The 13,763-nt window shown below is 59.9% G+C and carries 12 protein-coding genes; 7 read left to right on the forward strand and 5 right to left on the reverse strand.

Annotated features, from left to right (window positions below; all coding sequences use genetic code 11):
* Positions 1-290: 290 nt before the first annotated feature.
* From ABEG21_RS16435 to ABEG21_RS16445, 3 genes are all read left to right on the forward strand, one after another.
* Positions 291-1,169, forward strand: coding sequence for a hypothetical protein (locus ABEG21_RS16435; protein WP_347557717.1), 879 nt, complete (start codon positions 291-293; stop codon positions 1,167-1,169).
* 270 nt (positions 1,170-1,439) lie between these two features.
* Positions 1,440-3,497, forward strand: coding sequence for a transketolase (gene tkt, locus ABEG21_RS16440; RefSeq protein ID WP_347557718.1), 2,058 nt, complete (start codon positions 1,440-1,442; stop codon positions 3,495-3,497).
* Between the two features lie 309 nt (positions 3,498-3,806).
* Entirely contained in the window at positions 3,807-4,895 is a 1,089-nt protein-coding gene (locus ABEG21_RS16445; protein ID WP_347557719.1) for a putative sulfate exporter family transporter, read from the forward strand.
* Positions 4,896-4,949: 54 nt separating this feature from the next.
* On the opposite strand, the gene ftrA is transcribed toward ABEG21_RS16445, so the two are convergent.
* On the reverse strand, positions 4,950-5,933 hold the full coding sequence (gene ftrA / locus ABEG21_RS16450; RefSeq protein ID WP_347557720.1) for a transcriptional regulator FtrA: 984 nt from the start codon (positions 5,931-5,933) through the stop codon (positions 4,950-4,952).
* Between the two features lie 105 nt (positions 5,934-6,038).
* On the opposite strand from ftrA, the gene ABEG21_RS16455 reads away from it, so the two are divergent.
* Both ABEG21_RS16455 and ABEG21_RS16460 read left to right on the forward strand, forming a co-directional pair.
* Positions 6,039-6,455 carry a rhodanese-like domain-containing protein gene (locus ABEG21_RS16455; RefSeq protein WP_347557721.1) on the forward strand — a complete coding sequence of 139 codons (417 nt, stop codon included), beginning with the start codon at positions 6,039-6,041 and terminating at the stop codon, positions 6,453-6,455.
* A 265-nt stretch (positions 6,456-6,720) separates the two neighbouring features.
* Complete coding sequence (locus tag ABEG21_RS16460) at positions 6,721-7,938, forward strand: restriction endonuclease (RefSeq protein WP_347557722.1); 1,218 nt, start codon at positions 6,721-6,723, stop codon at positions 7,936-7,938.
* Between the two features lie 13 nt (positions 7,939-7,951).
* Here ABEG21_RS16460 and ABEG21_RS16465 read toward each other — a convergent pair whose 3' ends face one another.
* From ABEG21_RS16465 to ABEG21_RS16475, 3 genes are all read right to left on the reverse strand, one after another.
* Positions 7,952-9,304 carry a HipA domain-containing protein gene (locus ABEG21_RS16465; protein WP_347557723.1) on the reverse strand — a complete coding sequence of 451 codons (1,353 nt, stop codon included), beginning with the start codon at positions 9,302-9,304 and terminating at the stop codon, positions 7,952-7,954.
* Complete coding sequence (locus ABEG21_RS16470; RefSeq protein WP_347557724.1) at positions 9,304-9,603, reverse strand: helix-turn-helix domain-containing protein; 300 nt, start codon at positions 9,601-9,603, stop codon at positions 9,304-9,306. The genes ABEG21_RS16465 and ABEG21_RS16470 overlap by 1 nt, the downstream gene beginning before the upstream one ends.
* A 252-nt stretch (positions 9,604-9,855) precedes the next feature.
* Positions 9,856-10,734, reverse strand: coding sequence for a LysR family transcriptional regulator (locus ABEG21_RS16475; RefSeq protein ID WP_347557725.1), 879 nt, complete (start codon positions 10,732-10,734; stop codon positions 9,856-9,858).
* A gap of 108 nt (positions 10,735-10,842) precedes the next feature.
* Between ABEG21_RS16475 and ABEG21_RS16480 the strand changes: the two genes are divergently transcribed.
* Both ABEG21_RS16480 and ABEG21_RS16485 read left to right on the forward strand, forming a co-directional pair.
* Positions 10,843-11,001, forward strand: a complete 159-nt coding sequence (locus tag ABEG21_RS16480) for a hypothetical protein (RefSeq protein ID WP_347557726.1) — start codon at positions 10,843-10,845, stop codon at positions 10,999-11,001.
* A gap of 278 nt (positions 11,002-11,279) precedes the next feature.
* Complete coding sequence (locus tag ABEG21_RS16485; protein ID WP_347557727.1) at positions 11,280-11,885, forward strand: flavin reductase family protein; 606 nt, start codon at positions 11,280-11,282, stop codon at positions 11,883-11,885.
* 56 nt (positions 11,886-11,941) lie between these two features.
* Here ABEG21_RS16485 and ABEG21_RS16490 read toward each other — a convergent pair whose 3' ends face one another.
* Positions 11,942-13,507 carry a methyl-accepting chemotaxis protein gene (locus ABEG21_RS16490; protein ID WP_347557728.1) on the reverse strand — a complete coding sequence of 522 codons (1,566 nt, stop codon included), beginning with the start codon at positions 13,505-13,507 and terminating at the stop codon, positions 11,942-11,944.
* Positions 13,508-13,763 lie beyond the last annotated feature (256 nt).

The raw sequence follows: 13,763 nt of genomic DNA on the forward strand, positions 1-13,763 counted from the left end.
GTTCATCAAGGGCCCGCCGAAAGGTGTCGATTCGATCGGCACCGATATTTGCAATGATATAACATATCATTTACAAGGACAGCTTTAATTCATGGCTTATCGCGGCGCGCGCGAACAAAATTCGAAGCTTACAAAAAGCTATCAAAAGGCAATGCGGTACCGATCGCGGGCGCGCACAAGCGGCATACGGGGGAGCGGTATTCAGATTGCTCACGCGATGCCTTTCACGGCCACGTCATGCAAGGACACTAGTCTAGGAGCGCTTTACATCACTTCCCATGAGAGCCCAAATGACAAAGATCACCTGGCATCATGCGGCTGGCGTTGCGCTGCTCGCAACGGCCCTGGTCGCGCACGATGCGTTTGCAAAGACCCCGACGGTAGGCAGTCGGGAATACAAAGTGTTGTTGAATCCGGCAGCGTTCGACAGCGCGCCGCTCGATGCGGCAAACCGCTTCCTGACCGATCTAAAGGCGAGCCTCACCGCCAACGGTTTCGATGAAACCGTGACGAAGACCTTCGCGGCCGACCACGACCGCACCGTCTTGTATTACGACACGCCGGGCAGCTGCGAAGTGAAAGCGGCCGGATATTCGATGCGCGAACGCGACGACGACGGTGCCCGCCAGATCGAATTGAAATTCGGTTCGACCGACGAGAGCACCTCGGCCAACACCGACGTCAGTGGCAGCGCCTCGGATGCGTCGAGCAAGCTCGAAGACGACATCACGCCAACGTTTCACGAACAGTTCTCGCATTCGACCAGCGAATCGGCGAAAAGCGGCAAGAACATCAACCACCTGAGCGACATCAAGGACCTGTTCCCGACGACCACGGCCTTCGACAGTGTCAGTAGCGATACGCTGTCACCGGTAGGCGGCTTGTCGATTCACGAGCTGACCTACGACGGCCCCACCAGCGACATCGGTCAATCGGACGCCGATTTCACGCTGACGGTCTGGTACGCCAACGGCGCGACAACCCCGTCCTTGGTGGAAATCTCGTTCGAGGTCGACGTCAACGACGACGGCGCCTTCACCGACAAGGTCACGTCCCGCTCGGCACTGATCTTCAGCACGCTACAAAGCATGACGAACTGGACTTTGTTGCCCAGCAGCACGAAGACCGCCTGGGTCTACAACTATCAGCCGTCTTTCTGCAGCCCGTAAAAAATCGGGCAATGCCAAAGCCGGACGCCGGAAACGGCGACCGGCAGAAAACGCACGTCCGTGCGATGCACCTTTCCCCTCCTCCCCGCTGTCCGGCGATGGCACCGGCCACCTTTCCTGCAAATCATCGCGGACGGACTTACTATAGGAAGGATGCCCTGTGCGTTCGCGGACGGGTTGTAGGCCCCCCTCCCTGTCCGTCTTCCCAGGGTGCAGCTTCAGACGTCCATTTGTAAGCGCCCTTCGCTACCGACCTGAAAGGATATCCCGATGTCATCACAATCCTCCTCCTCTGCCGCACCCTCAGCACCCGTCGTCCTGCCGGCTCCACGGGACAAGCACCTGCGGGACATGGCGGATTGCATCCGATTTCTCTCGATGGACGCCGTGCAAAAGGCCAAGAGCGGCCACCCGGGCGCGCCGATGGGCATGGCCGATATCGCGACGGTTTTATTCAAGGATTTCATGCAGTTCGACGCCGCCGATCCGCACTGGATCGACCGCGACCGCTTTATTTTATCGAACGGCCATGGCTCGATGCTGCTGTATAGCCTGCTTTATCTGACCGGCTATGCCGATATGACGATCGACGAACTGAAACGTTTTCGTCAGGTCGGCGCCAAGACGGCGGGCCACCCGGAGTACCGTCACGCGGACGGTATCGAACTGACCACCGGCCCGCTCGGACAAGGGATCGCGGAATCCGTCGGCATGGCGCTCGGCGAGCGCATCATGAACGCGCAATTCAGCGATGATCTGGTCAACCATTTCACCTATGTTTTCCTCGGCGACGGCTGTCTGATGGAAGGGATCAGCCAGGAAGCCATCTCGCTGGCCGGCCACCTGAAACTCGGCAAGCTGATCGCATTCTGGGATAACAATTCGATCTCGATCGACGGCGCCACCAGCCTTGCCGTCTCCGATAACGAAATCGAGCGTTTCAAGGCCTCCAACTGGCACGTCCTCGAAATCGACGGCCACGATACCGATGCGATTCGCGACGCCATCAAAACCGCGCGCGCAAAGACCGATCAACCGACGCTGATCGCCTGTAAAACGATCATCGGCTTCGGTTTCCCGACCAAGGCGGGTACGCAAAAGGCCCACAGCGACGCGCCGGGCGAAGACGAAATCGCTGGCGCTCGCAAGATTTTGGGATGGGATTCGCCTCCGTTCGAAATTCCCGAGAAGCTGCTCAGCGAATGGCGCGAGATCGGCGCAAAGGGCCGTACTGCCCGACTCGCGTGGGCGGATCGTGTCAAAAAAGCGCCCGACGCGCTGCGTGGCGAATTCGAACGCCGAAACAAGGGCGAGTTGCCGACAAACTGGAAGAAGGCGATTGCCGCTGCCCGCGAGGAGTTCATCGCGAAGGGTGGCGAGATGGCAACGCGTCAGGCCAGCGGCGCGGTGCTGAATCACCTGTTCGACGCCATCCCGGAATTGCTGGGAGGCTCGGCCGATTTGACGCCGTCGAACAATACGAAGACCAAGAATCAGGTCGAGGTGACACCGGGCCATTACAACGGCTCGTACATCCACTACGGTGTACGTGAACATGGCATGGCGGCAGCGATGAACGGCCTGTCCCTGCACGGCGGCCTGATCCCTTACGGCGGCACCTTCATGTGTTTCTCGGATTACTGCCGTCCGGCAATCCGCCTAGCCGCGATGATGCGCATCCGGACGATCTTCGTCATGACGCACGATTCGATCGGTTTGGGCGAGGACGGCCCGACGCACCAGCCGGTCGAACACCTTGCCGCGCTGCGAGCGATTCCGCATCTCGCCGTGTATCGGCCGGGCGACGCGGTGGAAACGGCGGAATGCTGGGAACTGGTCATGGATCAGCCGCGTCAGGCCGCCCTGCTGGCGTTGTCGCGCCAGCCGATGCCGCTGCTCCGTACGGAGGCCGGCACCGAGAACAAATCCGCGCGCGGCGCTTATGTGCTGAAAGAAGCCGAAGGCGGCGCGCGGCAACTCACGCTGATCGCGACCGGTTCCGAGTTGCACCTTGCCGTCGAGGCCCGCGACATTCTGCAGAAAGAAGGGGTGCCGACGGCAGTCGTGTCGATGCCCTGCCGACTGCTTTTCGAGAAACAAGATCTCCAGTACAAAAAGCAAGTGCTGGGCGATACGCTCGCACGCGTTGCGGTTGAAGCGGCGGTGGAATTAGGCTGGGAGCGATACATCGGCCTCGAAGGCAAATTTATTGGGATGCACGACTTCGGCGAGTCCGGCAAGATTCAAGATGTCTATAAGAAATTCGATATCACCACCGACGCGGTGGTACGCGCCGGGCGCGAAGTCGTAAAGAACCTAAAGGGCTGATATGGCCTGACGATCGTGCCGCCGCGCTCCTCTGAAAGGACGCGGCGTCTCGTCGCGAGAATCAGATGGCGTGCCGCGGCACGCCATTTTTCATTCGATCGTGCGAACGTGCGATCCCGCACCGAAGGGCACCAGGCGTTGGCCATTCCAGACTATGCCGGCCATCCGCTAGCCGTATGTCGATGGAGTCAGCCGACAAAAGAGACCGTTCGATTCTATTTCACGATTTCTCAAAAAACATTTGATTGTCATTGACGATTCGTTACATCACACTTTCATTCATATTGATATGAATGAAAGTGCTAAGACATGACCGCGCCCTTCCGCTCCGCTGACATACTCAGATCGCCGTCATCCGCCGGCCGCGTCGCCGCGCGCGCGGCCGAGATATTGGCCGATATCGCGCCGGGCCTGTTGCTCTGCGTCGTGGTCAGTGGCGCCGCGCTCGTCGTGGCGGAGTTTCAGGTCTGGCTGTTCCACCGTGCCTGGCTGGAGAGCCTAGTGCTCGCCATCATGTTCGGCGTCGCGATGCGAAGCATCGTCCCGCTCTCGGAGCGCTTCGAGCGCGGTATCGACTTTTGCGCGAAGACGGTGCTGGAAATCGCCGTGACGTTGCTGGGTGCCTCGGTCAGCGCCACCACCGTACTCGCGCAGGGCGCGGGCTTATTGGGCACCATCGTCGCCATCGTCGTATTGTCGATCGTTATGGGCTATTGGGTCGGACGCATGCTGGGGCTGCATCACGAATTGGCGCTGCTAGTCGCTTGCGGTAACGCGATATGCGGCAATTCGGCGATTGCCGCCGTCGCCCCGATCATCGGCGCGAAAGGTCGCGACGTCGCCGCATCGATCGCCTTCACTGCCGTGCTGGGCGTCATCGTCGTTCTGCTCTTGCCGGTATTCGGCGTGCTGATGGGCATGCCGCCGCGCGCTTACGGCGTGTTCGCGGGCTTGACGGTGTATGCAGTGCCACAGGTATTGGCCGCCACGGCAGCGGTGTCGGCCATCAGCGTGCAAGTGGGCACATTGGTGAAGCTGGTACGCGTGCTGATGCTGGGCCCGGTACTGCTTGCTTTGTCGCTGTTGCCGTCACACGCGTCGGCATCGCAGGCAAGCGGCCCGCGCCCGCTTGCCTGGCATCAACTCTGTCCCTGGTTCGTCATCGGCTTTCTGGTTTTGATGGGCCTACGTTCCGCCGATGCGCTTCCGCACGCGATGCTGGCACCGGCGCAGTCGATCTCCAGCCTGCTGACGATCGTATCGATGGCCGCATTGGGGCTCGGCGTCGATATCCGCGACATCGCGCGTTCAGGGGGCCGAGTCGTCGCCGCCGCGATGCTGGCCCTGCTCTGCCTGGGCGGATTGAGCTTGCTCGGCATGCGCCTGCTGGCGATGTAACGGGGGCGAACACGATGCCGCCGACAACTTGCCGTCGATACCGCCAGCAAGGCGCTACTTGTGGGTGACGACGGGCGCTTTCTGACCATTGCCGAACTTTTTTCGGTACGCGGCCGGACTCGTGAATGTCACTCGCCGAAAGTGACGGCGCATCGACTCGACCGAACCGAAGCCGACCAGATCGACAATTTGATCGACGGGCAAGGCCGCCTGTGTTTCCAACAATTCGCGCGCGATGGCGACACGCTCCCGCACCAACCATTCGTACGGGCCAAACCCGGTCGCGCTGAGAAACTGTCTCTGCAGCGTACGCGGGCTCATTGCCGCACGCTCCGCTAACGAGCGCAGCGTGTGCGGCAAAGCCGGATGCTCGCGCATCCACGTCATCAACGTCGACAAGCGATCGCTTTCGGCGGTCAACATCGGGCGCGGGATGAACTGCGCTTGCCCGCCTTCACGATGCGGCGAGATCACCAGCCGTTGCGCCACGCGATTTGCAACGGCCCCGCCGTAATCCAACCTCACCAGATGCAGCAACATATCCAGGCCGGCAGCGGAGCCGGCCGCGGTAATGATGTTGCCCTCGTCGACATAAAGCGAATCGGGCTGCACCTTCACCGAGGGATAGCGTCGTTGCAGATCCGCGGCGTAACGCCAATGCGTCGTCACCGCTTTCCCGTCGAGAAGACCGGCAGCCGCCAGCACGAAAACCCCTGAGCAAATGGAACAGAGACGTGCGCCTCGTGCAGCGGCATCGCGCAGTTTCTTCAGCAAGGCCTCGGGCGGCACCTCGTTCGCGTCGCGCCAACCCGGTACGATGATCGTGCTCGCGTGATCCAGCAAACCCAGCGCGTACGGCGCGGCAATGCCGATCCCTCCCGCCGCCCTAAGCGGGCCGGGTTCCACCGCGCAGACGTCGAATCGATACCATTCGACGTCGAGCTCCGGCCGTTCGAGCGCGAACACTTCCGTCACGCACCCAAACTCGAAAGTACACAGGCGGTCATAGGCCAGCGCGACGACGAGATGTTTTTTCATGTCGTGATCTTACCGAAGAATGTCGGTTACGCCACTTATCCGGGCGTGTGAAGCGCGCCAGAATGGGCTTATTCCAACACGCCGGCCCAGAAGGAATCCACCGCCATGCCCCTCTCCCACGCCCGCAACGCAGTGTGCGCCGTGCCTGCCGCCGACAGCGCGACCGCCAAAGCCCATTTCGACAGGTCCTTTCAATTCGAGACAGACTGTGCCGACGTCTCGAGCGCGCTCGCCAGCGACGATCCCGGCTTTGTCCTACTCGACGTTCGCGGCCCCGCTTTATTCGACGCTGAGCATATCGACGGCGCGATCAACCTGCCGCACGGAAAGATCATCGCGTCGAAGCTATTGGCCTATCCGCCGGAAACGCTGTTCGTGACGTACTGCGCCGGCCCGCATTGCAATGGCGCGACGCGCGGCGCGAGCCGCCTCGCGGGCCTGGGCCGCCCGGTGAAAGTGATGATCGGCGGCCTGACCGGCTGGCTTGACGAAGGCTTCACGCTCGTTTCGGCCGAGCAATGATCGGACGGATTTACGTCTCGAAAAACCGCTGCGCGCGTAGAACGACAACGCAGACGCGCGCGCCGGTCATTCATCTCGATAAAGTAGAAGCGCCGTTACAGGGCGAAGAAGTCTTTTAAATTCGAGATTTACAATCGATGTAAACGTACGTTAGCATTGCAACAATTCGTAACTATTTAGTAATCGTCCCTTGTGACGTTGCAGGCCGATGGCGGAATCGGAACGAAGGGCAGCATTCCATTTGTCCCGCTTGGAGAAAGCGTTCGTGATTTACCGTTGCAGTGCTTGCAATAAAACCGCCTTCGAAACCCTTTGTCCCTGGTGCGCGCCTGCTCCTGGAGAAAGAACGGATCCCGCCGCCATCAAGGCCCAGCAGATTCCGCTCGACGCGTCGTTTTTCCCCGAATTTCAGTATCAAACCAAAGGCTTCGTCAAGGATCTGCTGGTCAAGCGGAGCGAGCAAGCGCAACTCGGCGAATTGCTACGCGCGGTATTGCAGAAATATGCGCGGTTCAAAATGCCGTATTTCGCCAATTTCCTCCACATCGAACAATCGTTGGAAGCCGAGCAGGATACGACCGTGTCCCTTGGTGCACGATCGAACGGAAGTTATACGAATCGGGAATTGTTTCGGGAGGTATTGGTTCGCAAAGGTTTCACCGAACTCGAAGAGTTGCCGCACCTGCTGGATAAGCTGCTGCAGACCACCGGTTTCAATGCCGCCTATCTCGGTTTCTCCAGCGAGATGTCGCGGCATATCGCGGAGTCGCTCGAAGCAAGCTTGAAATCGTGGATCAGCGAAACCGGGACGCGTTTTCGAGACGACCTGAGCCTTTTTTTCTATTTTCTTTGGGAACGCGACGTCCGCTTTGCGGAATTGGCGTATTCCGAACATGCGGCGGAGCATGTCGGTTCGCCGTTGCTGTCCTGGCGCACGATTCAGGAATGGTCGAAGAAATGCGAGACACTGCACTTCGATATTCTCGTCGAACGCATGGCATCGAAGCTCACGCACTTCGAGCCGATGCGCTTCGTGACGATGTATCACGTCGACACGATGGATAGCCAGGCCTTCGAAAAATGTCTGACGGCGGTATTTGAGACAGCCGGGTATGACGTCGAAGGCAGCACGCCGGGCAGCCTTCGGGGGGCCGATCTTTTCGTCAACCGATTCGGCAAGAAGATCCTGATTCAAGCGCGGCAGCACGCGGAACGGCTCGGCAAGGGAGCCGTCCAGGACGCTATCTCGGCGAAGCGCGTCCATGGCTGCGATGAGGCCATCGTCGTCACGAACGCCGCGTTCACGCAATCGGCGATCGAACTGGCAAACGCGGCATCGGTACGCTTGATCGACCGCACGGAATTGCAGGCCTATCTCGACGACTATAACCAGCGGATCATCGCGCAATTCGAGTCGAAAGCGCCTGACACGACAGATCTGCACGTGCCCGCGGCGAACGACGCTGAATTGCTGGCTGGGTGAACGTTTCGGGCGCTTATAACAAGTCGCGATCGACTTGGGCGATCATCGGCGCGACTTGTAAGAGCGCCCGCGCTTGCTTGCCAACAAAGGCCGCCAGCCGGTTCAGGAAGGCCTTCTCCTCGGCCGTGTAGGTATCGGAGCGCGCTAAAACAGGCGCATGCACAAGCGCAGCGTTCGCCAACCGTGTGATTTCCCGACTGATCAGAGTGGGTCGAATCTTTGCCCGATGTGCAAAATCGGCCAATTGAAACGCACTGATCTCCTCCAGCCGAAAAGCATCGCCATACGCCATCGCCATTTCCTGTTCGACCGTGTCTCCGTACACGTACACGGAGACCAAGTCATACATCGGAGTCGGTGATAAGCCGCCGGCGGCTTGAAAAAATGAAAGGTTCTTTCCGTGCGCGTCACTGTTCCCGATCAGGAGTTGCAGCAATGCCCAACGGGTAATGAACATACGCGCTAATGCCGGGTTATCGAAATCCGCTTGCAACGAAAATATTTTTTCGAAACTGACACCGTCACGAACGTACTGCACGTCGACGTTATGTCCCAGGTTTCGTTCATACTTAAAGTCGACAGGTAAGTCCAGAGCCTGACATGCGTCGACAACGTGTCGACGACGCACTGCAAGCACCTCATTCGCACTACTCATAGATGTCTCTACGATGCGGTCGAAGCGCTCAATCAGTAAAACAGGCTCGGGCGTCCGTCGAATACGCACGGGTGCCACAGAAAGATCGAGGGCTGCGGCAAGCGACATACAGAAATGCTCGTTCGCAACCATGAACGGCATGTGGGGATTGCGCGACTCGGGCTTTAAAATATGCGTCGAACTGAGCGGATGCTCTACCAAAGACAGTCGCTCCCCCTCAACCATGACCTGAAGCTTGTCTTGATAGCCGGCGATGGACAATCGCACTCGTCCGTCCCACACAGGAAAGGGGATACCGTCGCGGTCGCGAATGCGTTCCGCCAATTCCTCATCGGCGATGGCGCGACGGGTAGGCGCTGTGGCGCTTCGTTCGAAGGTGTCGTCGGTGTCTGGCAGGAAGCTCAAAGCCCCAACAGGCTCTGCACCGAGTCGTCGCGTAAGGCCAAACGTATTGGTTTTCGACAATTGGTATGCAATTGAAGCGACGTCGAGCGCCCGACCCTCAGGTAACAAATTGGCCAAAAACCGTTGAATCACGCCCGAGCGTACCTGCTCCCCGCCATGGAGAGGAATACGCGGGGAGAGAGGAAAAGCGCCGCGTCGATTTCGCCATTCAGGCGCATAGTCGAATCGATAAGATTCTTGATGAGCGTCGTATTCGATCGCACCAACGTTCTGTCCATCGGTCTGGACACGCAGTCGATATTGCATCACTCGGCCTCGGCCGCGGCCGGCCTTATTGCATCCAGTGCATCTGCCGCTTGCGCTTTGTCGACGATCAATAGTTGCAAGCCAAGACCGGAAGCCACGCGTAGCGCCAGATCAAGGCCGACGGCCCGGCCGTTCTCCAGTCGCGATAAAGCGCTTTTCGAGACGCCCAACTGATCTGCCGCATCCATTAACGCGAGCCCGCTGCATGCCCGGCGATTCCGTATCAGATGTCCAAAATCAGCAAGGCTTTGGGCCAGAGGATTGAGCCCAATTTCGGGTCGGGTGACCGTTCTCGCCATAATTCCCACCTATAGGGATTAATTACAATTCAAGCGCTCGAACACGATAAAGTCTTCTTTGTGGGAATTATACACGGACATCGGCTAGATTGCTAATAATTCCCACTTGTGATCCTTTATTAAGGAAAACCGCCCCATTACTCGATAATTCCCGCCTTCGATCCTTAATTCAGCATCACACCCTCATCTCTCCATAATTCCCACCAGCTGGGAAATATCGGTTCACCCCGCGCCCCGCGCGCGACCGCCCTATCACGCAGCCTCGAATGCCCGCTCGCGCGAGGTTTGACTCGACCTGAGCGCGCTTGCCAGCGTGCGCAGCACCCCCTTCGCCTGCGCATCGGTCAGGCCCGTGTGCAGGACGATGTCGCGCGTTGGCAAAGCGGGCAAGCCCAAGCGCGGGCCCATGTCGACGGTGCCGGGCGGCGCGACTCGCCGTCCTAAAGCGGCCAAAGCCAACCCCGCGGATACGGCCGCACCGATGGTGTTGACCCCGCCCCCGACAAACACCTCGGTCCACCGGATCCCGGCGGCGTTCAAGGCCTCCACGGCCATCCTGCGAACGCTGCAAGGCTCGGGCTGCGTGGCAAGCGGCAACGGTTCGTCGGGACGGTAGGCGAAGTCCGTCGCGCCGATCCAGCCGAAGCGCTGTGTCAAGATCACGTCCCCATCCAGACGCCGACTGTCGTGACGCAGCACGATGGCCGCATCCAAGGCACCGGCATCGAACGCTTCCAGTAAGTCGCGCGAGGCGGCAACGCGCATGTCCAAGGCCACGCCGGGTTCGGCCTGACCCACACGCCGCAGCAATACCGGCAAATCCGCGCCGACGATATGATGGCTAACGCCGATGACCAGCCGCCGTTTCTTCGGCGCGAAGGCTTCGAGCGCCGCGTGATGCGCCGCCACCAGGTCCCGCGCGCCGCGCAAAAACGCACTGCCGTCACTGGAAAGCCTGACCGAACGCGGCGTGCGCTCCAGCAACCTTCGCCCCAGTCCCTCCTCCAGTCGCTTTATCTTCACGCTGACAGCCGACTGCGTCATATCGAGCACCTCGGCGGCGCGCGTAAAACTGTGCAGATCCGCGGTCAGCACAAAGGCCTGCACCGCTTCGATGTCCAAGGTTTTCATCGCTCAGCCATTCAAAAAGCCCATCACTGAAATCCGATTCATGCTGTTTCAAGATGATAGCCGACTGGCTATCGTAAGCGCTCCGACCGTTGCTCCAGGAGCCGCAAGATGATCACCGCCCACTATCTCCATCGTTTGCCTGCCGACCACGACCCGGATCGCATCCGTCATCGCGCGAAAGCTAGCGGTCCGGCATGGGATGCCACCGCCGAGCTGTATTTCAAGGGTCTGCTGTCGAACACGCTGCAAGGCGGCGCGGCATCATGAGCCGCTGGGACATTGCCTGCGCACACCTGCTCGCCCTGCTGCTCGTGTTCGGGAGCATCGGCTTGCTGACCTGCATCGTCGCGCTGATCGCCCGGTGATGACGCGGCAGCCGCGTCCAGGAGGCGCGTGTCGTCGTCGCATCGTGTGTACGAGGCGGAAGCCAAGGAATTTTGGGACAATGCGGGTTTAACCTGCCGCGACGCCGCATGCGGCAAGGTCTCGCCGGAGCACGGCATGCTCGCTCCCGTCATCACCGTTTCCCTTTTCCCTGCGCCACCATGACTACTGCATCGGCACTTCCCGTCGGCTCGCGCTTCGCACCCGTTGCGCTCGAACACGCCAGCCGTCTCCTCAATCACGGCCCGACGATCATGGTGACGTCGACGAGCGGCGAGCGCCGCAACGTGATGTCGGCCGCATGGTCGACGCCTGTCGAGTTCGTTCCCCCGCGCCTTGCCGTCGTCATCGACAAGAACACCTTTACAAAGTCGTTGATCGACGCATCAGGCAAGTTCGGGATTTGCGTACCGAATGTCGAGGGCGCAAAAATGGCACGTGATGTCGGTGTCGTATCCGGGCACGACGAAGACAAGTTCGCGACCTACGGCATCGCGTCGCTGGCGGGTCCGGTTCTCGGTGTGCCCGTCATCGAGACGGGCTGCTCCGCATGGTTGGAATGTCGCTTGATTCCGGAAGCACACAGCGAGGACGCCTATGACACGTGTTTTTGCGAAGTCGTGTCGGCAGCGGCCGATCCGGCCATATTTCGAGATGGCCATTGGCAATTCGATGGCAGCCGGCCGACGCTGCACACGATCCATTATCTTGGCGGCGGAAACTTCGTCAGTGTCGGCAATGCATTTTCGGTCGGTGCGATCGATTGATCGCTTGCACGCTATCGCGCGATGCGGCCTTCGGCAGGCCGCATCGCGTGCCGCGCTTAACGGCTCAGACGGAATGCGGCTACAGCCGACACCATGTCCTCGACCTGGGATTCCAGCGAACTGGTGGCTGCCGATGCTTCCTCCACCAAAGCCGCATTTTGCTGCGTGACCTGATCCATCTGGCTGACCGCCTGCTCGACCTGCGAAATGCCGTCGCTCTGCTCGAACGTAGCCGCCGATATTTCGGCCATCAAGGTCGCCAGGGAATCGACACTGCCGACCACTTCGTTGATCGTCGAACCAGCCTGCGTGACCAAGCGGTTGCCGTGCGTCACATCGGCTACCGACGACTCGATCAATCCCTTGATCTCCTTGGCCGCACCGGCACTGCGTTGCGCAAGACTGCGCACTTCCGCCGCGACCACCGCGAAGCCCTTGCCCTGATCGCCGGCACGCGCCGCTTCCACGGCCGCATTCAAGGCCAAGATATTGGTCTGAAAGGCGATGCCGTCGATCAAGCCGGTGATGTCGGCAATCTTGCGAGAACTGGCGGAAATTACGTCCATCGTGCGCATCACGTCGCCGATCACCTCGCCCCCGCGCTTCGCCACCGACGCCGCCGAATTGGCCAGCTCGTTCGCCTCACGCGCGTGGTCGGCATTGCGTTTCACCGTCGAGGTCAGCTCCTTCATACTGGAGGCCGTTTCGCCTAACGATGCCGACTGTTGCTCCGTGCGCGCCGACAAATCGAGATTACCGGCCGCGATTTCGCGGGTGCCGGTGTTGATCGCTTCGCATCGGCTGCGGACCACCGACACGGTCTCGGCAAGGCCGCCTTGCATTCGACGCATCGCATCGAACAGCAGCCCTATCTCGTTATTGCTGCGATAGGTCGCCGTCGCGGTGAGATCATTCGCCGCGATGCGATCGAGCAAGGCGCTGGCGTCTTGCAAAGGTCCGATCACCCAGCGCCGCAGCGTCAGATGAGTCGCCAACAGTAAGCTCAGCGATAAAACGATCCCCAAAGCGACCAAGGCGATCACACGGGAATATTGCCGGGCACCGGCTTCGCTGGCCGCCTGCATCACGGCGCTGGCCTGCGCCTGAAAGGCCTCGAGATTAGCGGTGTAGCGCTGCCCCGCTACGGTGATTTTCTCGTCGTTGATCTTGACATAGGCGTCCGTGTCCCCCGCGCGCAGCGCATCGCGCGCGGACTCCAGCAATGTTGCCAGGGCAGTCGATGTCTCCGCGGTCGAGCGGGCAAGCGTCGGCTCGATCCCCTCGACAATGGGCGCATCATGCAAGGCGCTGGTTTCCTTGGCTGCCTTGTCCAGCGTGGTCTGCGCGGATTTCAACGCATTATCACGCGCCGCGTTGTCGCCGCGCTCCTTCAGCGCCGAGTAGCCGCGCGTCAGCGCGGCGCGTGTCCGCGTGCTGTCCTTGTACCCATCGTTGACCAACACGACTTGTCTTGCAACTTCAGCCAAGGTGCTATTGGTGCGGTTAGCGCCTCCCAGCGATAAGACGCCGACGGCGCCTCCCAGCAGGATCATGACCGCAAACACCACCAGCACCGCCAACAATCCCGAACGCACTGTGATGCCGCGCTTCGACTGCTGCATAGTTTCCTCCGCCCTTATTATTTATCTTTCGAACAAGCGAACCCGACCGGCTATCTCGAATGGCATGGCAGCGCGCCCAGACACTGCCATAAAACGGAGCCGTTCAAACGGGTATACGGAGAAGAGAAGCGGTTTCTTCAGCGCTGTTACAAAGTAAACCTAATCATTCCAAAAATCGCCTATCCAAATGCGCTTATTGGTTTTCCTACTGTTTTAAAGCGCTATATTTTCGAGATAGCGCCATACGGGTTTTCCC

The organism is Robbsia sp. KACC 23696 (assembly GCF_039852015.1).
Classification (GTDB): domain Bacteria; phylum Pseudomonadota; class Gammaproteobacteria; order Burkholderiales; family Burkholderiaceae; genus Robbsia.